General features: G+C 60.8%; 21 protein-coding genes. 12 read left to right on the top strand and 9 right to left on the bottom strand.

Annotation, left to right across the window (positions count from 1 at the left end; all coding sequences use genetic code 11):
• Window positions 1–253 precede the first annotated feature (253 nt).
• From JK213_RS14570 to JK213_RS14535, 8 genes are read left to right on the top strand one after another with little or no spacing between them, the layout of a single operon-like run.
• Window positions 254–2,755 carry a TonB-dependent receptor domain-containing protein gene (locus JK213_RS14570; protein WP_194263405.1) on the top strand — a complete coding sequence of 834 codons (2,502 nt, stop codon included), beginning with the start codon at window positions 254–256 and terminating at the stop codon, window positions 2,753–2,755.
• Window positions 2,756–2,781: 26 nt separating this feature from the next.
• Window positions 2,782–4,023 carry an MFS transporter gene (locus JK213_RS14565; RefSeq protein ID WP_194263404.1) on the top strand — a complete coding sequence of 414 codons (1,242 nt, stop codon included), beginning with the start codon at window positions 2,782–2,784 and terminating at the stop codon, window positions 4,021–4,023.
• Complete coding sequence (gene pxpB / locus JK213_RS14560; protein WP_194263403.1) at window positions 4,020–4,661, top strand: 5-oxoprolinase subunit PxpB; 642 nt, start codon at window positions 4,020–4,022, stop codon at window positions 4,659–4,661. Before JK213_RS14565 ends, pxpB begins: the two co-directional genes overlap by 4 nt.
• Window positions 4,658–5,629 carry a biotin-dependent carboxyltransferase family protein gene (locus tag JK213_RS14555; protein WP_194263402.1) on the top strand — a complete coding sequence of 324 codons (972 nt, stop codon included), beginning with the start codon at window positions 4,658–4,660 and terminating at the stop codon, window positions 5,627–5,629. The genes pxpB and JK213_RS14555 overlap by 4 nt, the downstream gene beginning before the upstream one ends.
• 34 nt (window positions 5,630–5,663) lie before the next feature.
• Window positions 5,664–6,428 (top strand): LamB/YcsF family protein, encoded by a 765-nt coding sequence (locus JK213_RS14550; RefSeq protein ID WP_153431349.1) that lies wholly within the window; start codon window positions 5,664–5,666, stop codon window positions 6,426–6,428.
• Between the two features lie 25 nt (window positions 6,429–6,453).
• A complete protein-coding gene (locus JK213_RS14545) occupies window positions 6,454–6,906 on the top strand; it encodes a biotin/lipoyl-containing protein (RefSeq protein ID WP_194263401.1) in 453 nt (150 codons plus the stop codon).
• The gene (gene accC / locus JK213_RS14540; RefSeq protein ID WP_211571810.1) at window positions 6,899–8,269 is read left to right on the top strand and encodes an acetyl-CoA carboxylase biotin carboxylase subunit; all 1,371 of its coding nucleotides are present in this window, start codon (window positions 6,899–6,901) and stop codon (window positions 8,267–8,269) included. Before JK213_RS14545 ends, accC begins: the two co-directional genes overlap by 8 nt.
• Window positions 8,266–8,664: a hypothetical protein gene (locus JK213_RS14535; RefSeq protein ID WP_194263400.1), complete on the top strand. Its 399-nt coding sequence runs from the start codon at window positions 8,266–8,268 to the stop codon at window positions 8,662–8,664. Before accC ends, JK213_RS14535 begins: the two co-directional genes overlap by 4 nt.
• Before the next feature lie 10 nt (window positions 8,665–8,674).
• On the opposite strand, the gene JK213_RS14530 is transcribed toward JK213_RS14535, so the two are convergent.
• Complete coding sequence (locus JK213_RS14530) at window positions 8,675–9,238, bottom strand: winged helix DNA-binding protein (protein ID WP_194263399.1); 564 nt, start codon at window positions 9,236–9,238, stop codon at window positions 8,675–8,677.
• Window positions 9,239–9,313: 75 nt separating this feature from the next.
• On the opposite strand from JK213_RS14530, the gene JK213_RS14525 reads away from it, so the two are divergent.
• Together JK213_RS14525 and JK213_RS14520 are read left to right on the top strand one after the other, a co-directional pair.
• Complete coding sequence (locus tag JK213_RS14525; RefSeq protein ID WP_194263398.1) at window positions 9,314–11,404, top strand: hydantoinase/oxoprolinase family protein; 2,091 nt, start codon at window positions 9,314–9,316, stop codon at window positions 11,402–11,404.
• Window positions 11,404–12,972, top strand: coding sequence for a hydantoinase B/oxoprolinase family protein (locus tag JK213_RS14520; protein ID WP_194263397.1), 1,569 nt, complete (start codon window positions 11,404–11,406; stop codon window positions 12,970–12,972). Before JK213_RS14525 ends, JK213_RS14520 begins: the two co-directional genes overlap by 1 nt.
• A 48-nt stretch (window positions 12,973–13,020) precedes the next feature.
• Here JK213_RS14520 and JK213_RS14515 read toward each other — a convergent pair whose 3' ends face one another.
• From JK213_RS14515 to JK213_RS14505, 3 genes are all read right to left on the bottom strand, one after another.
• The gene (locus JK213_RS14515; RefSeq protein WP_194263396.1) at window positions 13,021–13,965 is read right to left on the bottom strand and encodes a hydroxyacid dehydrogenase; all 945 of its coding nucleotides are present in this window, start codon (window positions 13,963–13,965) and stop codon (window positions 13,021–13,023) included.
• Between the two features lie 82 nt (window positions 13,966–14,047).
• Complete coding sequence (locus JK213_RS14510) at window positions 14,048–14,701, bottom strand: DUF2848 domain-containing protein (RefSeq protein WP_194263395.1); 654 nt, start codon at window positions 14,699–14,701, stop codon at window positions 14,048–14,050.
• A gap of 35 nt (window positions 14,702–14,736) precedes the next feature.
• On the bottom strand, window positions 14,737–15,993 hold the full coding sequence (locus JK213_RS14505) for an MFS transporter (RefSeq protein ID WP_194263394.1): 1,257 nt from the start codon (window positions 15,991–15,993) through the stop codon (window positions 14,737–14,739).
• Between the two features lie 289 nt (window positions 15,994–16,282).
• On the opposite strand from JK213_RS14505, the gene JK213_RS14500 reads away from it, so the two are divergent.
• Both JK213_RS14500 and JK213_RS14495 read left to right on the top strand, forming a co-directional pair.
• Window positions 16,283–17,122 carry a putative hydro-lyase gene (locus JK213_RS14500; protein ID WP_194263393.1) on the top strand — a complete coding sequence of 280 codons (840 nt, stop codon included), beginning with the start codon at window positions 16,283–16,285 and terminating at the stop codon, window positions 17,120–17,122.
• Window positions 17,123–17,158: 36 nt separating this feature from the next.
• Window positions 17,159–18,439 (top strand): MFS transporter, encoded by a 1,281-nt coding sequence (locus tag JK213_RS14495; protein ID WP_322783073.1) that lies wholly within the window; start codon window positions 17,159–17,161, stop codon window positions 18,437–18,439.
• 3 nt (window positions 18,440–18,442) lie between these two features.
• On the opposite strand, the gene JK213_RS14490 is transcribed toward JK213_RS14495, so the two are convergent.
• From JK213_RS14490 to JK213_RS14470, 5 genes are all read right to left on the bottom strand, one after another.
• Window positions 18,443–19,333, bottom strand: a complete 891-nt coding sequence (locus tag JK213_RS14490; RefSeq protein ID WP_228125660.1) for a LysR family transcriptional regulator — start codon at window positions 19,331–19,333, stop codon at window positions 18,443–18,445.
• A 157-nt stretch (window positions 19,334–19,490) separates the two neighbouring features.
• A complete protein-coding gene (locus JK213_RS14485) occupies window positions 19,491–22,064 on the bottom strand; it encodes a TonB-dependent siderophore receptor (RefSeq protein WP_194263391.1) in 2,574 nt (857 codons plus the stop codon).
• A gap of 242 nt (window positions 22,065–22,306) precedes the next feature.
• Window positions 22,307–22,768, bottom strand: a complete 462-nt coding sequence (locus tag JK213_RS14480) for a RidA family protein (protein ID WP_194263390.1) — start codon at window positions 22,766–22,768, stop codon at window positions 22,307–22,309.
• Window positions 22,761–23,831 carry a DUF4392 domain-containing protein gene (locus JK213_RS14475; RefSeq protein ID WP_194263389.1) on the bottom strand — a complete coding sequence of 357 codons (1,071 nt, stop codon included), beginning with the start codon at window positions 23,829–23,831 and terminating at the stop codon, window positions 22,761–22,763. The genes JK213_RS14480 and JK213_RS14475 overlap by 8 nt, the downstream gene beginning before the upstream one ends.
• 18 nt (window positions 23,832–23,849) lie before the next feature.
• Window positions 23,850–24,830, bottom strand: a complete 981-nt coding sequence (locus JK213_RS14470) for a threonine/serine dehydratase (protein ID WP_194263388.1) — start codon at window positions 24,828–24,830, stop codon at window positions 23,850–23,852.
• Window positions 24,831–25,746 lie beyond the last annotated feature (916 nt).

The following is a 25,746-nucleotide window of genomic DNA, read 5'->3' as shown; positions in this document are numbered from 1 at the left end:
AAAAAAATTTTCTCTCGTTTCAGTTTTTACTCATTTTTTTTGTCCGTTCAAGCGATGCTGTCTTTTCGTCAAACAGGACTCAGCCTCAGGCGCTCGGTCAAATCAATCAGATTCGCCTAGCAAAGCGGCAGAAAAAGAGAGTTTGTTCCTTAATAAAAACATTTTAGTTGTCGTTTCGTTATGTGTGTGATTTGTTCATGAAAAGCATATATTTCGAATGGTCGGCCAACACCGGCTGGCAAAGGGGATGCCCATGAGCAAGTGTTTTGGACCCAAGGCTTTCCTGATGTGTAGCGCTGCCTTGAGCTCGCTCGTTTCGCTCTGTCCAACCGCCCAGGCCACGTCCACCAGAGTGACGACGCACACACATTCCACGCACAAACGGGTCACAACCTCGCCTGCAAGGGCCGCCACTACCACTTCTGCAAGACCCTCCTCTCGCAGAACATCCATCATTTCAAGGTCGGGTCCAGAAGAGATGCGCGTCACCGGGACGGCCTCTACCGGCCAATCCGTGATGAATCCCTCCACCCCGGTTCACAGTACCACACAGGTTACGGTAGTATCCGGCAGCCAGCTTCTGGCCACCGGCCAGACAAACGTCATGCAGGCCCTCGCCCAAGCCTCGGCTTCCATTACGTCTCCGCCACAATCCGGCGTCGGAAACAGCGGCTTCATCCAGACCATGCAGCTTCGCGGCCAGTCCGCCGACGATACGCTGATTCTCGTCAACGGACACCGCCGCCATATCGGTGCAAATTTCAACGCCAATGCCGGCCCGAACTGGGGCACCGAACCCACCGACATTTCCCTGATCCCGATTTCAGCAATCGATCATATCGAAGTCATTACCGAAGGTGCCACCGCACTCTATGGTCAGGACGCTCTGGCAGGTGCGGTCAACATCGTTCTCAAGCAGCGCACCCATGGCGGGTCCATCAATTTCCAAAACAGCGGCTTTTACGCCGGTGACGGGCAGGCGCTGAACGGTTATGCGGATTGGGCCACGGCACTTGGCAAAAACGGTGGCTATCTCGATCTGGCGGCGCAGGTTACTCACCAGCTTCCGACTAACCGCAGCGGCCTTTTCGTCGGACAACTCTATCCGGTCGGGGATTCCCGCAACGAAACAGCCAGTCGTGATGTGCAGCGCGGCCTCGGCATCCCGAAATCGACGCTGGAAACCATCAGCGAAAACATGGCGATCCCGCTGAACGAAAACCTCAGCCTCTACAGCACCTCGACCTTCAGCCATCGTAAGGCCCATGTGGCCGAAACCTACCGAAGTGCTGGGAACAGCCTGACCAATATCAATCTCTGGCCCAATGGCGCACAGCCCTATATCGGCATGGACCAGTACGATTTCGAAACAGACAACGGCATCAAGGCGCATAAATTCGGCTTCGCCTGGGACGCCTACGTCAATTACGGTCGTGACGATCAGGCCTATTCGACCCTCGACAGCAACAACATGTCTCTCGGCGATGCCAGCCCGCGCGATTTTTATGACGGCAAAACCATCACTTCAGAGCTTTCGACCGGCATACGAGGCTCGCGCTTCTTCAACACGTCATGGCTCCCCAAACCGATTGCCCTACGCTTTGGCGGCGAATATCGCCGTGACACCTTCCAGATGACAGAAGGCGAGGAAGCCTCATGGATCGGCCTCGGCGCAACCGACCATGCCGGTAACGTCCCGCTCGCCGTCACCAATCGCGGACGCGACATCTACGACGGCAACGTCAACCTCGATTTCTACGTTACGAAAAAATGGGAATGGTCCCTCGGTGGCCGCGCCACGAGCTACAACCATCTCGCCACCGTCACGACCGGCTCGATCGGAACGCGCTACAACTTCAACAAACACTGGGCTATCCGCGCCAGCATCAACACCGGTTATCGCCCGCCAACACTGGGCCAGACCTATTATTTCTATAACGCCCCCTTCGCCAACTACGCCGTGGACCAGCTCCCCAACAGCAGCGCCGCCGCAAAGGCGCTCGGCGCAGGCCATATCAAAGGCGAATATTCCCGCAACTATAGCATCGGCATCGACGCCACACCCCTCAAGGACTGGAACGTCACCGCAAACCTGTATTACATCGCCATCAACGACCGTCTGGCCAGCACCACGACCCTCGGCGGCGCAGGTGTGGCCGATATTCTCGAGGCGTCTGGCCTGAACAACGTCACCTACGCCTCCTATTACACAAACCCCGTCAATACCCAGACCTATGGCGGTGACATCGACACCAACTACACCCTGCACACCAAACGCGCCGGAACATTCCGCTTCGACTTCACATTCAACTACTCCGACAACGAAATCCGCAGCCGCAACAAGACACCCACTGTACTGGCGAACATGGGCCTGTCCACGTTCAACACCTATGCCGAAGAAATGCTTCTGCACTCCGCGCCGAAGAACCGCGAAAACCTCACGGTCAACTGGAATTACGGCAAGTGGAACGTCATGGTGCAGGAACAGCGCTACGGCTCCATTATCTTCCTCGCCAGCCCCACGGCGGCTCCGATGGAACAGCGCCCGGCTTTCCTGACCAACATGTCCGTCAGCTACAAGATCCTGCCAAAATGGAGCGTCACGGTCGGCGCGAACAACCTGGGCAACAAATATCCGACCCGCGTTCCCAAGGCGACCGCAGCACCGCTCTTTAACGAATATAAATATGCCTATTACTCACCTTACGGCTTCAACGGTGGCATGTACTATATCCAGACCGGCCTGACATTCTGAACGCGAACGGAAAGAGGCGCAGTTTCTTGCAGACAGTTTCAGAAGATCGCCGGCCTTTCCGGTTCGTCATATACGCCCTCACCATCGCCATGTGCGTGATCTGCTACGGAGACCGGGCCGCCCTGTCCGTGGGCATGCCCCAGATCGCGCATGAATTCGCCCTCACACCCGGGGAGACAGGCTGGGTCCTCTCCAGCTTCCTCTGGTCCTATTTCATCCTGAACCTGCCCAGCGCGATCCTTCTGGACCGCTTCGGCGTGCGGATCATCGGCGCGGCCGCCGTGGCCCTGTGGTCGCTCGCCATGATCCTCGGCAGCCTGACCGCCACCGTCCCGGCCTTCATCGCCACCCGCATCCTGCTGGGCGTCGGAGAAGCCCCCACCTTCGCACTCGGCAACAAGGTCGTCCGGGCCTGGGCGCCGTTGCACGAACGTGGACTGATGATGACCGCCTTCATCTGCGGCATCCCCATCGGGCTAGCCTGCGGTGCCGCCTCGGGCGGATGGCTGATTGCCCATTACGGCTGGCGCCCGGCGTTTTCGCTGCTCGGCGCGCTGGGTCTGGTCTGGTCCGTGGTCTGGCTCCTGACCCACCCGCGCCCCGCACGCGGCACACAGGCCACGTCCTTTTCCCTGATCTCGGTGCCGACCCTGTTTCGCTCCTCGGCTTTCTGGGGCGTCGTCATCGCGCAGTGCTGCGCCAATTACGCCAACTTCCTGCTGATGTCCTGGCTGCCGATCATCATGCGCCAGACCCTGCATCTCGGCACCGAGCAGTCCGGAGCCTATACGGCCTATTGCTATATCGGCGCGGCCATTCTCTCCATCACGGCCGGACGGATCGGTGAAACGCTCGTCCGGCGCTCCAACCTCTCTTTCGGCGCGCGTCGCAAGGTCGTCTGCCTGTACCTCGTTCTGGCCTCCTCCATGGGCTTTCTGCCGCTCTGCGGAACGGCCGCGACCATCATTCCGCTCCTCGCCGTCTCCATGGCCTTCATGGCAGGCGGCACGGGAGCCAACATGGCCCTGCTGGCGGACTTGCTGGTGGAAGACGAAATCCTCGGCTCCGTGACCGGCCTGACCCTGACATTCTCCAACGGCCTCGGCATTCTGGCCCCGGTCATGACGGGATATCTGCTTCAGGCCACCGGCAATTTCCACGGCGTTTTCTACATCACAGGCATCATCATCCTGTGCGGCGCGCTGGCCGCTGCCCTCCTTCCCCGGCGGCCGTTCCATGGCCGCTCCCAGCCGGATCAGACTGCATGACCCGTATTCACATGGCAGGCGCAGGCGGCCTCCTGCTGGACGCAGCCAACGGCCCGTTCAGCGACACGACACAGCGCCGCATCTGGGCCACCAGCCGCGCGCTGAACACCCGCCCGGACGTCCTCCAGACCATCCCCGGTGTCAATAACCTTCTCGTCACGTTCGACGCCGTAGAGACTGACGCTTCCGCCATGGAAGAGCTGCTCCGAACCGCCTGGACACAGGCCTCCGCCGAAGAGGTGCCGTCCCGCGAGATCGTGGTGCCGGTCGTCTATGGCGGGGCATTCGGCGAAGATCTGGCGCTCGTCGCCCGCTTCGCCAACCTGACGGAAGAGGAAACCATCGACGCCCACATGGCCGGGCGCTACAGCGTCGCCGCCATCGGGGCCATGGCGGGCTTCGTGTACCTGACAGGGCTGGACCCGCGTCTGGCCATCCCCCGCCGCGACTCCCCGCGTCTGCGGGTGGAGGAAGGGGCTGTGGTCATCGGCGGCGGCCACGCGGGCATGATGCCCTGCACCTCGCCGTCGGGCTGGCATATCCTTGGCCGGACGGATCTGTGCCTGTTCGATGCCTTCCGTCCCGAACCCGGCCTGCTGCGGCTGGGCGACACCGTCCGTTTCGTGAGGGCCTCATGATCGAAATCCTGACCGGCTCCTCCCTCAACACCATTCAGGATTTCGGCCGCCCTCACGCCATGGCCATGGGCGTGGCGCAAGGCGGCGCGATGGACCGTCTGGCCCTGAGCCACGGCAACCTGCTGCTCGGCAATTCGTTGGATGCTGCCGGAATCGAGATCGTGTTTTTCCCCTTCCGCGTGCGCTTTCAGGCCGAGACATCCTTTGCCATCACTGGTGCCGCCTGCCCCGCCACGCTCGACGATCTGAAACTCCCGCGCGACTGGGCCATCACCGCCAGGCCAGGCCAGATCCTGACGCTCCGCGCGCCGGAACAGGGCGCACGCGCCTATCTGACGCTCCGGGGCGGTCTGGACGTGCCCCCGGTTCTGGGCGCGCGCTCGACGGATCTCAAAGGCGGCTTCGGCGGCCTTGAGGGGCGCGCCCTTCAGAAAGGCGACCGCCTTTCCTGCCTCGCAGCCTCCACACTGTGCCTGCCCGCCGCAGGCTACGGCCTCACGCGCCCCTGCCCGCTTCCCCCCGCAGACGGCACCCGGATCCGCGTCCTGCCCGCAGCCGAACACGACGTCTTCACGCCCGAAAGCCTGAAAACCTTCCACACCGCTTCCTGGACCCTGACCCCCAGCGCAAACCGCATGGGCTATCGGCTCGAAGGGCAGAACGCTTTGAAACTCTCGCGCCCGCTCAGCCTGTTTTCCCACGGCATCCTGCCCGGAACCGTTCAGGTGCCGCCCGCGGGCCAGCCGATCATCCAGATGATGGATGCCAATACCTGCGGCGGCTATCCCAAGATCGCCACCGTCATTGCGCCGGACCTGCGCCTGCTGTCCCAGACAGTCGTCGGCGCGCCCGTCCATTTCGAAACCATCACACGCGATGAGGCGGTGCAGATCATCCGGCAGGAAGCTGCGGATCTGAAGCGCCTTGCCACCGAAATTGCCACACTCCGCACACAGCTCGTTTTCTGATGCCCTGTTATTTCATGTCCGGGAGTTCCAAACCATGACCGCCAAAACCATCGACCTGAACGCCGATCTGGGCGAGAGCTTCGGCCATTACACAATGGGCAATGACAGCGCGATGCTGGACATCGTGACCTCTGCTAACGTCGCCTGCGGCTTTCACGGCGGCGACCCGGAAGTCATGGCCGAGACCTTCCGCATCGCACGCGAAAAAGGCGTCTCCGTCGGCTCCCATCCCGGCTTCCCGGACCTGTGGGGCTTCGGACGCCGCGTCATGCCCTTCACCCCCGCCCAGATCGAACGAATTGTGGCCTATCAGATGGGCGCGGCACAGGCCCTCGCCACTTATTCCGGCCACCGCATGACCTACATGAAAACCCATGGTGCGCTGGGCAACCTGACTGAACGCGATCCCGCCGTTGCCGAAGCCATCGTCAATGCGGTTAAGGCGGTCGATCCAAACCTCCCCATCATGGCCATCGCTCTGAGCCATCTGGACCGTATCGGACGCGAGCGGGGCCTGACCGTGTTCTCGGAAATCTTCGCCGACCGCGCCTATACCGAAGACGGACATCTCGTCTCGCGCAAGGAACCGGGTGCGGTCCTGCATGATGCCGATTTCGCGGCCGCCCGCGCCGTGCGGATGGTGCAGGCCGGCGCCATCGAAACCATCTCCGGCAAAATGCTGCCGACCCGCATTGATACGATCTGCGTGCATGGGGACAATGCGGAATCCGTGGACGTCGCCCGCAAGGTCCGCGCGGGCTTCGAAGCCGCAGGCATCACATTGCGCGCCCTGACCTGAAGCAGACCGGAAAGCCAATCGCCCCATGATCCCCGATCTCAAGATCCTCGATGCCCTGATGGCCCGGATGCAGGCGCTGGGCATTACCGAACTCGACTATTCCCGCGACGGCGAGCACATCCGTCTGGTGCGCGGCGCACAGGACAGCAGCCCCCAGCCGACCAGCCCGGCCCCGGCGGCCGCAGCCTCCACGCTTCCTGTCCTCGAAAAAGCCTCCGCTCCGGCCAAAACCGAAATCACGATCGACGCCCCCATGCACGGCCAGTTCTACGCCTCTCCGGACCCGGATGCGCCGCCTTTCGTCAAGCCGGGCGACATCGTGGCGGAAGGACAACCGCTCTATATTCTCGAAGTCATGAAAACGCTCTCGCGCATCGAGGCCGAATTTCCCTGCCGGATTGTGGCCGTACTCGTCGCAAATGCCGACGCCGTCTCCCCCGGAACACCGCTCTTCACCGTGGAACCACTCGATGCCTGAGCCTTCAGTGTCCCAGCCGCACCGTGTCCTGATCGCCAATCGCGGTGAAATCGCCCTGCGCATCACGCGGGCCTGCCGCCTGCTCGGCCTGCACAGCATCGGCATCCATTCCGAAGCCGATGCCAGCCTCGCCCATCTGCGCCTCGTGGACGAAACGCTCTGCATCGGCCCGGCAGCAGCATCCGGCAGCTATCTGGACGCCGCCCGCGTCCTGCGCGCCGCCGAACTCACGAACGCCGACATCATCCATCCCGGCTACGGCTTCCTGTCCGAAAACGCCGGTTTCGCCGAAGCCGTGGAACAGTCAGGCCGCACGCTGGCAGGTCCCACCGCCGCCATCATGCGGCTGATGGGCGACAAGATCAGCGCCAAACAGCAGATGCGTCGCTCCGGCGTGCCCTGCCTGCCCGGTACGGAAGATGCCCTACCGACCGACCTGTCCGAAGCCCAGACGATCTGCGACGCCATCGGCTATCCGCTGATCGTCAAGGCGGCAGGCGGCGGCGGCGGTCGCGGCATGCGGGTGGTCATGACCGCAGCGGACCTCCGCGACGCCATTGAAACGGCCCGCGAAGAAGCCGGACGCGCCTTCGGCAATCCGTCCGTGTACGCCGAACGCTTCCTCCAGCACCCCCGCCATATCGAAATTCAGGTTCTGGCCGACCGGCAGGGCAATGCCGTCTGGCTCGGCGCACGAGACTGCTCCATCCAGCGCCGCCACCAGAAACTGATTGAGGAAGCCCCGGCCATCGGCATCGACCCGCAGGCCATCGCCGAGCTTGGCGAGCGCTGTGCAAACGCCTGCACCCTGATGGGCTATACCGGCGCGGGCACGTTCGAGTTCCTGTACGAAGACGGTGCGTTTTCCTTCATCGAAATGAACACCCGCCTTCAGGTCGAACATCCCGTCACGGAAATGACGACCGGCATCGACATCGTCCGCGAACAGCTCCTGATCGCGATGGGACAGCCCCTCTCCTTCACCCAGGCCGACATCCGCACGCAAGGCCACGCCATCGAGTGCCGCATCAACGCCGAAGACCCCGAGAGCTTCCGCCCAGCCCCCGGAAAAGTCCTGAGCTGGCGCGCGCCCGGCGGCCCCGGCGTCCGTATCGATACGCATCTCTATGACGGCTATGTCGTGCCCCCGAATTACGACTCCCTGATCGCCAAGCTGATCGTCCACGGCACGGACCGCACGGATGCCCTCAACCGCATGCATGCCGCCCTTTCGGAAATGCAAATCACCGGCATCGCCACCACCACGCCCCTGCATCTGCGCCTGATGAACGAGCCCGGCGTGCGCGAAGGCAGCGTCAGCGTGCATTACCTCGAAGCCCTCATGCGAAAGTCCGCCCCATGACTTTTCTTGAAGACCTTCTGAACGACCTTCCCGAACTTGTTGGCCGGATGAGACATCACGATGTCCGTCACCTTTGCCTGAAAAACGGAGCCGACACGCTTGCCCTGACATTAGCGGAAAGCTCAGGTCAATCGCTTCAGATACCCCATGTTGCCCCGCCCGCAAAAGCGGAAAGCACGCCCGTTCCCAGCCCCGAGATGGGCGTGTTCCGCTCAAACGGTCTGGACGAAAATCACCCGGTTCGCTCCGGCGAGATCGTGGGTTTTGTCGAGGCAGGCCCCCTCCGCCTGCCCGTCACGGCCACGGCGGACGGCACGCTCGGCCCAGCACTGGTCGGAGATGGCGGCGTCGTGGGCTATCACGACGTGCTCTTCCGGATTCACCCGAATGGCTGAGACGCCGCGTTCAGAGAGACGCGGCGGACCGCGACGCCTGCTCATAAAATCCCGTCAGGACACGCAACGCCTTGGCAACCTCTGCAATCGTGACGTCCCCGACCTCCCGGTTCTGGGGAATATGCTCCAACAGGCAGATCCGACGCAGACGCGCATATTCGAGACAGACGTCGCGCCCTTTCTGTGTCGTGCTGACAAAAACCTCCTTGCCCCGACGTTCGCGCTGGATCAGCGCGAGTTCGTCGAGCTTCTTCATGGCGTAGTTCAGATAATGCCGCTCGGACAGGTTGAGGGTGAACATCAGGTCCGAGATGCTCTTCTCCCGGTTCCGGTGATTGACGCTGTGCAGAATAAGCGTGTCAAGCGCCGAGAGATCCGGCAGACCTGCCGCCGCCATCCCCCGCGACATCCAGCGATGAAACGCATGGTTCACGACGGTCAGGGCAAATTCGAATTCGCTCAGATCCTCGTTGCCCGGCATCGCCAGATGCGACGAGGACACGATGAAGGCCCGTTCCATATCCGCAACATCCGGCATTGCCGGCGCAGGGCTCGCGGTTTTCCCGTCCTTCATGGTTCGTCCTCTCCGTCAGCGAACATCTCTTCCCGATATCCTATTGCACTCTAACCCGATACGGAAAACACAGGCATGGTCGACAGCACACAAATCCGTCTCGCCGCTGATATCGGTGGCACATTCACGGACGTGGTCCTCCAGACCCCGCAGGGACGTCTGACCCGCAAGGTCCTCACCACGCCCGCCGCCCCCGAAGAAGGGGTCATGAGCGGCATCGGCCTCGTGATCGAAGACGCCGGCCTCCGCTTTCCGGACGTGACGGTTTTCGTGCATGGCACGACGCTTGCCACAAACGCCATCATCGAACGCCGGGGCGCCCGCACGGCCCTCATCGGAACGCAGGGCTTCCGCGACATTCTGGAAATCGGCACCGAAAGCCGCTTCAACCAGTATGATCTGATGCTGCAAAAGCCCAGCCCGCTCGTCCCCCGCGACCTGCGCTTCACCGTCCCCGAACGCATGGACGCCCGCGGCACCGTCCAGCTTCCCCTGGATGAAGCCGCCGTTCTGGCGCTCGTGCCCCAGCTTCGCGACGCTGGCGTCGAGAGCATCGCGGTGGCGTTCCTCCATGCCTATGCCAATCCGGCCCATGAACGGCGCGTACAGGCGCTTCTTCAGGAGGCGATGCCGGACATCACCATCTCCATTTCAAGCGACGTCTGCCCCGAAATCCGGGAATATGAGCGCACATCCACCACCGTCGCGAATGCTTACGTCCAGCCCCTAATGGCGGGCTATCTGGGCCGCCTGCGCGAAGCCCTCGACGCTCGGGGCTTTGAAGGCGCACTCTATCTCGTCACCTCCGGTGGCGGCCTGACCGCGCTGGAAACGGCGCGCCAGTTCCCCGTCCGCCTGGTGGAATCCGGCCCGGCGGGCGGTGCCATCTTCGCCGCCCAATGCGCCGAGCGTTTGGCCGAAAACCGCGTCCTGTCCTTCGACATGGGCGGCACGACCGCCAAGGTCTGCCTGATCGAAGACGGCGAACCCGCATCCTCCCGTTTCTTCGAAGTGGACCGCACGGCCCGCTTCATGAAAGGCTCCGGCCTGCCCCTGCGTATTCCCGTGATCGAAATGGTCGAGATCGGCGCGGGCGGCGGCTCCATCGCCCATCTGGACGCCATGAAACGTGTTGTCGTCGGGCCGGAGAGCGCGTCTTCCGTTCCAGGCCCCGCCTGTTACGGCCTGGGGGGCAAGCGCCCCGCCGTTACGGACGCGGACGTGATGCTCGGCCTGATCCGCCCGGAGAATTTCGCAGGCGGCAGCATCCAGCTCCAGCCGGATCGCTCGGCCGAAGCGCTTCTGGCTGATATCGGCACGCCACTGGGCCTGTCGGCGGAAATGTCCGCCCATGCGGTTTATGAAATCGTGTGCGAAAACATGGCCAGTGCGGCACGCGTCCATGCCGCCGAACGTGGCGCCGTGATCGGCGACCATACCATGATCGCTTTCGGCGGCGCGGCCCCCCTGCATGCCGCACGCGTCGCAGAAAAGCTTGGAATCCAGCGCCTTGTTATTCCCTCCAACGCGGGTGTCGGCTCGGCCGTGGGCTTCCTCGCCGCCCCCGTCTCGTTCGAGCTGGTGCGCTCCTTCCCCATGCGTCTGGACGACAGCTTCAGTTCAGCGGAAGTCTCGGCCCTGCTCGACGACATGACGCAAGCCGCCCACGGCATGGTGCAGGACGACGCCCGGACGGAAACCCTCCACACCAAGCGCGCGGCCTTCATGCGCTATGTCGGACAGGGACACGAAATCATCGTCACGCTGCCCGACGGCGTCCTCAGCAGCGACCATCTCTCGGCCCTGCGGGACGCCTTCGAAGCGGAATATGCCCGTCAGTTCGCCCGCGTCATCCCGCATGCCGCCGTCGAAATCCTGAACTGGTCCGTCAGCGTCTCCACCACGCCGCGAAAATACCCGCCCTTCGAAGCCGCCCCGGCCCTGCATGACGCAGTCTCCGCCGACATCCGGAAACTGTTTGACGGCGCAACCGGCACGCATGTCGCCCTCCCGGTTTACGAACGCACCGATATGGGACCGGGCAGCCGCGTTTCCGGCCCCGCCCTGATCGCCGAAAAAGAAACCACGACCTATGTTTCTTCCCGCTACACCGCCCATCTGGACGGCAGCGGCAACATCATTCTGGACATGAAGGACGCCGTCTGATGAGCGCGCACTCCCATAAGGAAATCGACTTCCAGATCATGTGGAACCGCCTGATCGCCGTGGTCGGCGAACAGGCACAGGTCCTGATCCGCACGGCCTTCAGCCCCATCGTCCGCGAATGCGAAGACATCTCGGCCGGCATTTTCGACTTGCAGGGCCGAATGATCGCGCAGGCCGTGACAGGCACGCCCGGTCACGTCAATTCCATGGCGGAATCCGTCGGCCATTTCCTGCGTCACTTCCCGGTCTCGACCATGAAAGAGGGCGACGCCTACATCACGAACGATCCATGGATGGGCACGGGGCATCTCAATGATTTCGTCATCACGACCCCGGCGTTCCACAAAGGCCGTCTGGTCGGACTGTTCTCCTGCACCAGCCATCTGATGGATATCGGCGGCCTGGGCAACGGGCCGGAAGCAACGGACGTCTTCATGGAAGGCCTCTCGATCCCGATGCTCAAGCTGATTGATCAGGGACAGGTCAACGAGACGCTGATGGCCATGATCCGCGCCAATACGCGTCTGCCGGTGGATACGGAAGGCGACACCTACTCTCTGGCGGCCTGCAATGATGTCGGCGTTCGCTCCCTATGCGACATGATGGACGAGTTCCATCTCGACAGTCTCGAACCGCTGGCCGATTTCATCATCGAGCGCTCCCGTCAGGCCGTCCTTGACAAGATCGCAGCCCTCCCGCAGGGCACGTGGTCCCACGAGATGACCATCGACGGCTACAATGCGCCACTCACGCTCAAGGCAAAGCTCACGGTTGGCAAAAACCGCGTCAGCGTCAGCTATGACGGCTCACCGCCTGCTGTCGGGCGCGGGATCAACGTCCCGATGGCCTATACCCGCGCCTATACGGTCTTCGGGCTGGCCTGCGCGATCTCGCCGGACGTTCCCAACAACGCCGGTTCCCTTGCGCCCTATCATGTCGAGGCACCGGAAGGTTCCGTCCTGAACGCCCAGCGCCCGGCCCCCGTTTCGTCGCGGCATGTCATCGGACAGATGCTGCCGGACATGGTGTTCGGATGCCTCCGTACGCCCCTGCCCGAGCGCGTTCCAGCAGAAGGCACATCCTGCCTGTGGAACATTGCCGTGCGCGGACAGTGGTTCCCCAAGGGAGCAACCACGCCCCAGACCTACGCGCTCGCCATCACGACCAATGGCGGCACTGGGGCCCGGCCCGGCCTGAACGGCCTGTCCGCCACGGCTTTTCCATCCGGCGTACATGGCACTCCGATTGAAATTGCGGAAATCCAGTGCCCGCTTATCTTCTGGGAAAAAGAACTGCGCGAAAACAGCGGCGGTCTCGGCCAGACAAAGGGCGGCGACGGCCAGATCATGAAAATCGGCACCACCCAGAAACAGCCTTTCGAGCTTCTGGCAGCGTTCGACCGCGTCGATCATCCGGCCCGTGGCGCACTCGGCGGACAGGACGGCGCGGCAGGCCGGGTCGAAACCGCCTCGGGCCGCAAGCTCGCGGGCAAGGGTCTTCAGGTTCTGGAAGCGGACGATGTGCTCGTCCTTCTGACACCGGGCGGTGGCGGCCTCGGCGCCCCCTGATTGTCTCCCGCGCCCTCCCCGAAACGGAAGGGCGCGGGACTCAGCCGTTCAGAGACAATGCGGCGGCACACGCCCCGCAAGCGCGTCCTGAACCTGCGACGCACACAGCATCGCCATACGGCGCAGTGCCTGTTCCGTCGTCGCACCGATATGCGGCGCCAGAACCACATTCGGCGCCCGCAACAACGGATCATCCACCAGCGGAGGCTCGGGCGACATCACGTCCAGCCCCGCTCCGCCGACATGCCCCGTCTCCAGAGCCTTCGCCAGCGCAGGACCATCCACCTCCCCGCCTCGGCTGGTATTGATCAGAACTGCGCCTTTCTTCAGGCGCGACAGCGCCTGAGCGTCAATCGTGGGCTGACCGCTCCCCTGCGCCGGACGATGCAGCGACAGCACATCCGAGACGCCCAGAAGGTCCTCAAGGCTCTGCGCCCGCTCCACGCCCGCGGTCTCGAACACCTCCGCCGGAACGCTCGGAGACCACGCCACAGCGCGCATTCCGAACCCCTGCCCCGCAATCTGCGCGACATGCCGGGCAATGGCGCCAAACCCCACAAGCCCGATCGTCCGTCCGTGCAGTTCCGTGCCGTTGTTTGTATAACGAAACGCCCAGTCCCCATCCCGCACGGCACGATCCGCCTCGCACAGACGCCGCATGACCGCCAGCAGAAGCCCGATTGTCATTTCCGCGACGGACCGGCTGTTGGTATTGGGCGCATTCGTCACCAGAACGCCCCGCTCCGCCGCGGCAGCCTTGGCGATCCGGTTCGTTCCTGAACCGTGACAGGAAATGATTTTCAGCCTCGGCGCGGCCCGCAGCGCCTCTTCGCTTAGTCCCAGATCGCGCGTAATCACCGCATCCGCGTCGCCGATTTCGCGAATCACCGCCTCCATCGAAGGTTCCGTAGCATAACGGGTCGTGATTCCGGCCTCGTTCAGACAGGTTACGGCATCGGGATGGATCTGTTGTGTAATGAAACACAGACTCATGGTGCTGGTTTTCCACAGTAAAGAAGCGCAAGGAGCGGAATGATGGCATACCGCTCCCGCTTGTCCATGCCCAAAAGCCCTTTCACGCCACTATCGGAAGTTCCCGGATGGCGTAATGGTGCGACAGCACACTCCCGGTCCGCGGATCAGACAGCTCGACGGTCAGCCTCTCCGTCCGGACAATCCCGTTGAGCGTAGGAACGGTTCCACAAAACATCAGACTCCCCGGCCCGAAGACCCGGCCCTCACGCTGCTCCCAGCGCGCCACCAGATCCAGCGGATTGAGCAGGGACGCCGCAAGACCTTCCTGATAAGGCGTTCTCTCAGCCGTAAAGGACCGCAGCACCATCTCGTCCCACCGATCCGCCACATCCGCAAACCGCCAGAACGCCCGACCGCTGACCTTGGGACAGACCTGCTTGGACAATGCCACACTATAGGCTTCGCTTTCACGATCCGTGTGGTCGGACCCCACCCCCACCAGCAGATCGCTCTGCGTACGCAACAAAACCGGCTCGACCTCGCCCGAAGTCTGGCTGCCCAGCACATCAATCACAGGCGCCGTGCTCAGGGTTTCATGCCCGACCCGGTAAAACAGCGGCACGTCCGAAGGCGGCGCCACCCCAAGAGCCGCCAGCTCGTCGATATGATGCTGCACATCCGCCGCATCCCGCCCGGCCCAGCCCGCCACAATGACCTCCCTGACCGCAGTCAGATCGGGATAGAAAATTTCCATATTTCAGCGTTCCTGTTGGAATCAGTCAGCCACACTCAGCGCGTCCCGCGGGCCAGCATCGCGCCCGCACCGGAAACCAGAAGTGCCACGACCACATAAAGAGAAATGGACAGTTCGAGATGCGTCGCCCGGAACAGCGTCACCATGAGAAGCGGCGCAAAAGCCCCACCCCCCGCAAGACTGCCGCAGGTATAAGCGATCGAAGAGCCGGAATAGCGGACCTCGACCGGAAACTGCTGGCTGATGAGCGCGCCCTGAACCGCATACATGAGAGCGTGAACCGAAAGTCCAAGACAGATCCCGAAGCCCAGCAGGAGCGCCTGATGGGAAGCCGCACACCAGAAAAACACAAACGCGGCAGGCAGGGCACAAACCGTCCCTACAAGGAAAATCCGTTTCGCCCCCCAGCGGTTGCTGAACCGCCCCGCCAGCAGCGTGACGATCACGCCCCAGGCCGATCCCGCAAACACGGCCATCAGCGCCGCAGACCGCGTATGCTCCCCCGTCTGGGTCACATAGCTCAGACTGAAAACCGTCAGCAGCGCATACAGAACATCCGGCCCGATCCGGGTACTCGCAGCGATCAGCAGGGAGCGCCCATGATGACGCAGGACTGCGCCCACAGGGTTGGCCAGAACCTCACCCCGCGCTTTGCGTTCGGCAAACTGGGGCGGTTCGGACAGGGAAGACCTGGCCACCCATCCCGCCGCCAGAAGCAGCATGCTCAGAAACAGCGGCAGGCGCCATCCCCAGTCCTGAAAGGAGGCCGCGTCCATGGAGCGCGTCACGCCCCAGATCACCCCTGCGGACAGGACCGTTCCAAGCCCCGGTCCAAGCTGGGACCATGTCGCCCCCATGCCCATCGCCGTTTCCGAATTCTGTTCCGCTGTCAGAAGGAGCGCACCGGCCCACTCTCCGCCTAATGCGATCCCCTGCAAAAACCGCAGCAGAACAAGCAGAACCGGACTGATCGCCCCGAGCCGCGCATAACCGGGCAGCAGTGCAATCAGACCCGTCGTCAGCCCCATAAGCGCCAGCGTCAGCATGAGAACATGCCTGCGCCCGGTCCGGTCCCCAAGCCAGCCGAAAATCACACTACCCAAAGGCCGCGACACATAGCCCACGGCATAGGTCGAGAACGCCAGCAGGGTTCCCATCCACGGCAGCGCCTCAGGAAAAAAGACATGGTTGAACACGAGCGCCGCAAGCGTGTTGTAAACCATGAAATCATACCACTCGAACGTGGTCCCGATCGCGCTCCCCAGAGCAAGGCGCACAGGCGATGTCGTCATGTGCCAGAATATCCGCTCACGGAAGATCCAGCCTGCCGGGCGCCTGAGAACCGGTTCGTTTCATAATACATACAATATCCAAAAGCATCGGATTTTTATTCCGGAGCATTCATTCTGAACATTCCAATGCACTGCCGTCAAAAGATTTAAACACAAAAAAGGCTCATAACGGATATTTATACCTCAACATTTATTTTGATGATTTGAATCCAGAACGCAACGACTGTTAGCCTCCCGGAACCATCACTGTCATCGCCCGGCCTGTCTGCCGCGAACAAGGACGTAAACGATGCCTGAATCCGTTTTGTCGATCCCACCCCTTTTCCACACATCGCCCGAAGACGTCCGCGCGCTGTGCCGGTCCAACACCGCCGGAACCGTCACTGCAGGCATGGCCGCAGGTTTCATCCAGGCCAATCTGGTCATTCTTCCCAAAGCATATGCCGAAGACTTCGCGGAATTCTGTCGCCTGAACCCCAAGCCCTGCCCCCTCGTCGGCATGTCCCAACCCGGCGAATATGACACCCCGGCGCTGGGACGTAACCTCGACATCCGGACCGACCTGCCGCTTTACCGCGTCTGGCGGGATGGCGTTTTAACGGACGAAGTGACGGATATTCTGTCGTTCTGGCAGGACGATTTCGTCGTTTTTGCGCTGGGATGTTCCTTTTCCTTCGAAAACGCTTTCATGGCCTGCAACGTCCCGCTGCGGCATTTCGAAACGGGTCAGGGCGTGTCCATGTATCGCACGAATATTGCCTGCACACCCGTCGGCCCATTTTCCGGCCCGGTCGTCGTCTCGATGCGTCCTTTCCGCTCGCCAGACCTGATCAAGGCCACGGAAATCAGTTCCCGCATCCCTCTGGCTCATGGCGGACCAGTCCAGATCGGCTTTCCCGAAGACATCGGCATCGCGGACATCGAAAAACCCGATTACGGCGCCCGCACTGAAATCCGCCCCCATGAACTCCCCGCCTTCTGGGCCTGCGGAGTGACGCCCCAGGCCGTTCTGGCCGCAAGCCGCGTTCCCTTTGCCATCACACATGCTCCCGGCGCCATGCTCGTGACGGATATTCCCATTCCCGATTATGAAAATCTTATCTCGGAACATTCCGGGAAAATAATATAAACCAGCGTTATGCCTTCACATGCTCAGGATGATTCCGTGCCCTCTGATCACACGCTCTTCCGGGTGGCCGTCCGGCGCATCATCCCGCTGCTGGTCGTCTGCTACATGTTTTCCTATCTGGATCGCATCAATCTCAGCTTCGCCCGCGCGCCGATGGAACAGGACCTCCACTTCTCGGATGCGACCTTCGGGCTGGGCGCCGGGCTGTTCTTCGTAGGCTACATCGTCTTTCAGGTTCCCTCCGCGCTCCTGCTCGAAAAATTCGGCCCCCGCCGGACGATCGCCGCGATCATGATCGCATGGAGCCTGATTTCCTTCCTGTTCGTCATCATCAGTACGGCCTGGGAATTCTGCGCCCTGCGTGTCCTGCTGGGCGCCGCGGAGGCAGGCTTTTATCCGGCCGTTCTGTACTATCTGGCCCTCTGGTTTCCGGACTCGATCCGCGCCCGCGTCACCACGGGATTCCTGATCGCCATACCGCTTTCCGGCGCCCTCGGTGGCCCGGTTTCCACCTATCTTCTGGGCGCCTTCGATCAGGTCCTGTCAGTGCCCGCATGGAAATGGATGATCCTGATCGAGGCAATCCCGCCCCTGCTGCTCGGACTGACCGTTCTGAAACGCCTCGACGACGGACCGGCCTTCGCCTCATGGCTGGATGCCCCCACGAAACAGGCTATCCTGACCCGCCTTCCGCCCCAGAACACATCCACAAACGACACGACATCCGTATTCGCCGCGCTGAAACAGCCTGAAGTCCTGCTCCTCGTCGTCATCTGTTTCTGTCAGGCCGTCTGCAATTACGGGATCGTCTTCTGGGTCCCGACCTTCATCGAGCAGGTTATCGCTCCCGCTCCCGGACAGCTCGGCTTCTATACGGCAATTCCTTTCGCTGTCGCAGCCATAGCCATGCTGCTCAACGCCCGCAGTTCCGACAGACATAACGAACGCTGCTGGCACCTGGCCGGCCCGTTCCTCACGGTCGCGCTCTGTCTGGTCCTGACTTTCCTGTTTCAGGCCCACGGCGCAATCGCACTGGTTTGCCTGACCATCGCACTCGCAGCAGCCCTCTGCGTCACAGCCATGATCTTCACCGTAACGCCCCATGTGCTCGAAAAACGCACACTGGCGACAGGGCTTGCATGGATCAACAGCCTTGGCGCGATCGGCGGCCTTGTCGGCCCTTACGGCATCGGCTGGATGCGCGAGCATCTGCACTCCCCGCTCTCCGGGGTCTTTCTGGTCGCAGCCTGTGCCACCCTGGGCGCCATAACGACGGTCTACACATTGTCCTCCCCGCCCGTCCGGCGGACAGCCTGATCCTCAGGTCACATTGGCCGACACACGTTCGGCAATGGAGATGACGTCCTCGACAATCGCCGAACCATGACTGATCAACCGCCCTGACACACAGCGCAGCAAAGGCAGCTTCATGCCGGTCTCAAACACCCGGAGCTTTCCGCTGGCCAGATAATCCCGCATGACCGCATAGGGCAGCAGGGCCAACCCTTCTCCTCCCAGCGTGAGCGCCAGAATGGACGGCAGAGAGCTCATGGTGTCCACCCGGTGATGGACGATCCCCTCTCGCGCCAGAAAATTGCGGATCGCCGAATGGGGAATGGTGTTGCGCGACAGGGTCATGATGGAAATCGACGGCGCCTGCCCCAGATCCAGCTTGCCGTTGCTGGGCAGCGCGAAATGCTCCCTGCCAACCATCGCAGTCTCGTAGTTGCACAGCTCGCTTTCGATCAGACGCGGTGAATTGACCGGCCCCAGAAAGAAACCCACATCCAGCATTCCCTTGGTGATTTTCCGGGAGATTTCATCCGAAACCGAAATCTCCAGGTCCACTGTCAGATTTGGATATTTGTGGCGGATCTCGATCAGAAGATCCGAAATCCAAGTCTGTGAAATGGTTTCAATCGCTCCGATACGCAGGATTCCGGTTGCGTCCTGATGTCCTTTGACCGTCTGGATCATTTCATCACGCAGATCGAGGATCTGACGGGCATACTGCACCACCGTCATTCCGACCGGCGTGAGCGTGATGGATTTGGGGGCCCGATGAAAAATACTGGCCCCCAGAAGCGCCTCAAGATGCGAAATCCGTACGGACACCGCTGGCTGCGTCATCCGCAACGCATCGGCCGCCGCCCGGAAACTCCCCAGCCGCTCGATCCACAGAACCGTCTCAAGAGACTTGAAATCCATCATGAACGTCTCTGTCCTTTCCTATGCTCCGACAATGACGCCGATCTTTTTACGATACCGGAACAGGATACCCGCCACCAACCATACCGACAAAAAAATATCCTGCCCCGGAGGGCAGGATATTGCAGAACCGGCGGGACAATGGTTCTGGAACAGCCTCTTAGAACTGAAAGGCCGTCTTGACGTAATACATGCCGCCACTGAAACCATAAGGCGAGTTGTTGGGATAAATAAACGCATTCTGCAGTGCCGCGCGCGAGGCAGCGTTCGCCTTGCCCGGATAATGATTTCCGAGGTTGAAAGCGCCGCCCGCAATATGCCAGCGCTTGGTGATGTCATATCCCAATTCAAGATTGGTGATGTAGGACGGCTTGGCATAGGTCCACTGGGCCTGCGTCAGGGACGGTGCCGCGACCCATGTGTAAGACCCGAAACGCTGTTCCTGCACACGGGCCGAGAACGGTCCGCGATGCCAGACAACCGTCAGGTTCTCAATATTTTTGGGCGAGGAATGCAGCAGATATTCCGCATTCGTCCGGTTGAAGGACGACAGCCCAAGCTGCTGAAGGGTCGCAGGGGTCGCGTTATGGTGCGAAATTTCACTATCCGCGATATTGAGGGAGAAGCGGAAGTCGAAATCACCAAGATGTCCCGTCTTCAGATGATAGGCCGTCGTGACGTCTCCACCATTCGTAACCGTATTGACCGGATTTCCGTAATAGGCCGCATACAGCACGTTGGGCAGCCCGGCCGCAGAGAGCAGGCTTTCCACTTCGGTCCCGCCGAACTGGGTGCTGTTATACAGACGGTCGTTGATGGAAATCCGATAGAGATTGGCCGTCAGCGTCCAGTTCGGCAGCAGCGTAGCATCCACACCGATGCTATAGCTCCGGGACTGCTCACCCCGCAGCTTCGTTGCGCCCAGAACCTTGGCCCAGTTCGAATTCACCGGAAGCTGCGCCGTCCGGTATGTCGGGAATGTCGTTTCGGCAAAGAACCCTTCCTCCGCAAGCGTCGGCGCCCGGTATCCCGTGTTGACGTTCCCCCGGAACGCAAGGTTCTTGCTCACATTATAGCGTGTTCCGACTGAGCCCGTGGGATGAACGCCAAGATCGTCATAGCTGACCGCATGGCCACCGAGCGTCCATTCCCATTTGGGCGTGACGTAGAAATCCAGATTGACGTGCCCGTCGAAAATACCACGGTTCAGAATGCTGCCTGCCGCCGCCGGAATCCCGAATTTGTCCACCGCACCCGCAGACGCCATTTTCCCGGCATTCGGCCCATCGAGAATGGGAACACCACCATTTTCGACAGACGCTTCATCGCCCTTGCCAACCTGATAGGTATCGAAACGATAATCGAACCCATAACTCAGATTAACCGGACGTGGCAGAAAGGACGTCTTGATGATCTTCGTGCTGTTGAACCCGGCATCCAGCTCGGTAGAGACAAACTGTCCCGTGTAAAAACTCGTCGGGCTGTCCAGTCCCATCGTGGGATTGTCTGTATCAACAATATGGTTGATCTGCTGATTGCGGCCGTAATTGACGAAGAAATCCCACTGCATTCCCAGAAAACTATGCGCGCGGATGCCATTATTGACCTGAAAATCCCATTCCTCGGCATGCCACATTGGCTCCATGCCATTCGGATGGAGCGCGCGCACAACGTTATCATTGGACGGCGCACGATACGTCTCAGGCGCAATGATATCTTTATGGGCAAAAGTCGAGGTATTGTAGACTTCCCAGTTATCCGTCACCGGATAGGCCATGTTGACGCTGGCCGTTTCAAGTAGCATCCGGATATTGCCCGCCAGACGCTGCACATCCTTGCTGGCAGTGTCGTTACGCGGATCACCCTCGAAATAGAGATTACCCGGATACTCGCCCGACCGGTTGGTGGAAAGCTGGTTGTTGATCTGCGCCGCTACATTCAGATAGCCGCCACGATGCCCCAGAGCGAAACCGTAATCGGCATTGCCATCGAAGGACTGCCCGTCTCCCGCATAAAAGCCGCTGTTCTGGAGATTGATCGAGCCGCCCTTGTTGTCTTTCTTCAGAACAATATTGACCGCACCGGCCTCAGCATCCTGACCGTACAGCGCACTCGCGCCTTCAGTGATGATCTCGACATGGTCAATGGCGCTGACCGGGATCAGCGACAGATCCGCCGGGTCCGTCCCGTAGTTTGGACCGGCCTGATAATAATTGAAATTGGCGTCCACATGCCGGCGCTTGCCGTTGACCAGCATCAGCGTCTGATCCGCGCCAAGGTTTCGCAACTGCATCGTCTTATTGAAGCCGTTGCTGCCCATGCCGCCGAAAGGAGACGACGTCACGGCAGCGGAAAGCTGGGACAGTGCGGCGAGGATGTTGGTCTGACCGGTCTCCTTGAGCTGCTGCGAGGAATACCGGAAAACCTGTACCGTACTATGCTCCCGCGTGGAGGCCGAAAAAACGCTTTCTCCTGGAACCTGTGTCCCACGAACGGCAATGCTTTCCGTGTCCTTCGCACTGACCTGAGTCACCTTCCTGCGATCCGTTTTTTTAACGGAACGAGAGGAGGCGTCAGCAGGATGAGCAACATGGACGGTCTTTTTCCCGGACGACGAAGTCACGTCCCTGCCCTGTAATGTTCCCTGCGCCAGTGCAGCATGACACAGCGACGTCGTCAGAAGACACGCCGTGCTCAGGGAGAGAGAGCGGGAGAGGTATTTCAAGGCGAACATTTTCACGCACTCCTGGGATCTGGAGATCAAAAGGCAGCTTTCCGCCGGAATTTCTTCATATGAGACGCGATTACCTTCCCTCCGGCAGTGTTCGTTCCGCCCGGTCAGTATTTTCGCTTTCATTTCCAGTTGATAATACGAAAACTTGATACGTTATTGGAACGTTTATCTTATTATCCGCGTCAATAAATTTCTTTTATGTCCCTGGGGGTGGGACGGTCACAGCCGCCCCCGGACAGGAATCAGTCGATTTTGAACATAGCTTCCACCTCGACCGCCATCCCGGATGGCAGTGAGGACGTCCCGGTCGCGATCCGCACATGGCATCCTGCGTCCCCCAGAACCTCCCCGAACAGATCGGAGGCACCGTTCAGGACTTTGGCCTGCTGTTCGAAGCCTTCCGAACACCGCACCACCCCCGCCACCCGGACGAGCCGCCTGATCCGAGACAAATCTCCCTCCAGGAAATGCCAGACATGCGCCAGAATGTTGAGCCCACACAGCCGCGCCGCCTGCTGCCCCTCCTCGACGGAAAAATCCTTGCCCACGACCCCTTTGTAGCGAAGATCATCTCCCCAGCGTGGCCCCTGTCCCGCGACGAACAGAAAACCGTCACAGGAGAGGATCGGCGTATAATTACCCCGCGGAACACTGACAGGCGGGAGAATCACCCCACCCGGAAGCACAGCCTCCGCCTCACGCACGGATCTGCCTCCAGTCCCCGGACTGGCCCTGCCAGTTGGTGACAATCCCGAGATGACGCTGCAACGTTTTACGGAATACCTGAATCAAACCGCGCCATTCCTCCGCAGCAATTCCGTCCGTCGCAGGCTCCGGGCCCATGAACATCCCGTCCACACCGCCACTCGCCACACAGGCTTCAATACAGCGGACTTCCAGCTCCGGCTCGTGAAAAACAGCCTGATTTTCCACCAGACAGGCCAGAGCCGCCACAAGACCGGTCGCCCCCCAGTTCGAGACATTCGCGACGATAAGATGGTCCGTCGCCGTCTCCGCCGCCACACCACCCCGCCCTTCAATGCCGCAGTCACGGGCCTTGGCGATCTTCTGTTTCAGTTCCGCAGCGATCACACCCATGCCGAGTTCATTGCCGCCATCCCCGATCCCGATGGAACGCAGCCCCCGCACCCGTGCCTGTGCGAACAGGTAGTCCAGATCCGCAACCATTCCATCCAGCGGACGGCCACCCAGACCATGATACAATCCCCTGTCATTGACGCCAGGCCGTTCGATCGCAATCAGGAGGCTCGGCTGAACCTGATCGAGCAGCGTATCGCACGCTTTGCGACTGCCGGCGTCATCCTTGGGCACAGTCGCAACATAAACCGGCCGCAGATAGGGAACCGGCACGATCTTCCCGTCTGCGGGCAGATCGAACGGCGCAAGACCCGCGCCGCGACAGGTCGCGAACATCATCTCCCGCCAGTCCTCGTCCACGACAATGACCGTCTCGCGCGACAGGCCCAGAAAGATCGAACGCGCAATAAACGCAGCGCCCACCGGCCCATCCGTCTCCGGAACGCCGCCGCCTTCGGGAAAACCCGTGGCGATCAGAACAGGCCCCGGACGCTCCGCCACCTGCCCGACGATCATTTCGGCGGCAGCCATGCACATGCTGCCCGGCTGACGCTTCTGGAGCGCAGCGTAAATTATGCCGATACTGCCAACACCCGTATAATCCAGCACCATGAAGTCATCAATGGTTGCGGACAGACGTTCATACAGTGCTGTTCCACTCTTCAACATTCTGAATACGCCTTCTATTTACAGTATTGAAGAATAGACAGACGGATCGACATTCCCGCCACTCAGCACCGCCACTGTCACCTTCCCCCGGACATCGAGCTTGCCCGAAAGGATGGCCGCAAGCGGTGCAGCTCCGCCGGGCTCAGCCACAAGTTTGAAATGCTCGAAGCAGTTGGCCATACCGATCCGGATCTCGGCATCATTCACAACCAGACCATCCGCCAGCAGGGCGTGATTGGTGGGAAAGGTCAGTGCGCCCGGCGTAGGCACCATCAGCGAATCACACAGCGTGTTCATGCCAGTTGCGTTCTCGACCCGATGCCCGGACGCCAGCGATCTGGCCAGATCGTCAAACCCCGCGGGCTCCACGGAATAGATGGAGGTTTCCGGACGACAGGTGCAAACAGCCGTCGCAATCCCCGCCACCAGTCCACCGCCACTCGCACTGGAAAGCACATTGTCGGGCATGACACCCAGCTCCCGGCACTGCTCCATGATCTCAAGACCTACCGTGCCCTGACCCGCCATGACGTTGAAATCATCATAGGGCGGAACAATGACGGCGCCCTCGGAGTCCGCAATCTGCGCGCCGATTTCCTCGCGGTTTTCCGTCGCGCGATCATAGAGCCTGACCTTGGCGCCATAACGGCGCGCACCCTCGATTTTCATCTGCGGGGCACTCTCGGGCATGATGATATGAGCCGGAATATCCAGCAGCGCACAGACCGCCGAAATTGCCAGAGCATGATTTCCCGAAGACCACGCCACCACACCGCCGCGCCGTTCGCCCGGCGTGAGTTGCAGAATACGGTTACAGGCCCCGCGAAACTTAAAGGAGCCCGTTTTCTGAAGCATCTCCGGTTTGACCAGAATACGCCCCCCCAGCCTTTCGTTAAGCACGGGACTTTCAAGAAGAGGCGTCCGGACCACATGATCGCGTATGCGAAACGACGCTGCGAATATTTCGGAAAAATTCAGCGTTCTGTTTTCAGACTGCATCACAGATACTTTCCCCACTTCTGATGGGGTCATCATTCTTTTCAAACGTTTCTCAAATCAAATATTATCTTTGTATAACCCGCCATAAAGAACGCTTATGCCTAACGCCCCTCCGCACCCAATGCGGCTTCCCTCGTCGCTTGACTGCTTAGTCCCCAGACTTGGTGGTGTATTATTTTCACGCAATTGGAAGGATGCGCTATGGAAACGCGCCACGGCGGCGGCCGGCCGTCGAGCGACAGCGCAGTCAAAGAGTTGCGGTGAAGCGCTCCGGGCTCGACGCGCCATCCCGAAGGTAGCTTCCTCAGCCGTACCGCAGGATTGATGAAAAAGCGATCGTCATGGCATTCCGCCGCCATACTCTGCTGCCTCTGGACGATTGCCTTTACGCGCTCTGGGGCGACGATCCCACGCCTGAGGGGGTCTTCACTGCATCTCTACCTTCAGCATCCCCTCATTTCCCGTCTGCCCGATACCGAAAGCGACAAGCATAGCTCATCTGTTGACGGCATTGAGATGGCGATACCATCAACGTCCTCGTAGCCGCAGGCAATGGCCAGTATGCGGGCGCGCAGAATATCGGCCACGCCGTGTGTCATCAGTCGCAGATTGGGTGGATCGGCGATGAGCCGGGCGGGGCGATCGCGTAGCATTGCCTCAGGAGTTTTTGCATGCCCAAGCGCAGTGCCCCCTTACCTTTCTTCTGCGCCCGCTTACGCTCCGGCACGCCGGGCCCCCTCCTCTACGCCAGCGTATTGAACAGTTGGTTGCAAGTTCATTGGTCCCCGATGTGAACCCATCGGTTTTAAACCCTTAAAAGGAGGATGTATTTGATAGGCGCGGGCATTTCAGGCACCAAAAAAGCCACCCGATTGGGTGGCTTTTCTTCTGTCTTTTCAGACGCTTATTCACTGGT

This window comes from Gluconobacter sp. Dm-44 (genome assembly GCF_018256175.1).
In the GTDB taxonomy this organism is placed as follows: domain Bacteria; phylum Pseudomonadota; class Alphaproteobacteria; order Acetobacterales; family Acetobacteraceae; genus Gluconobacter; species Gluconobacter cadivus.
Note: the sequence above shows the minus strand (reverse complement) of the source record. Positions and strands in the feature narration are given on the sequence as shown.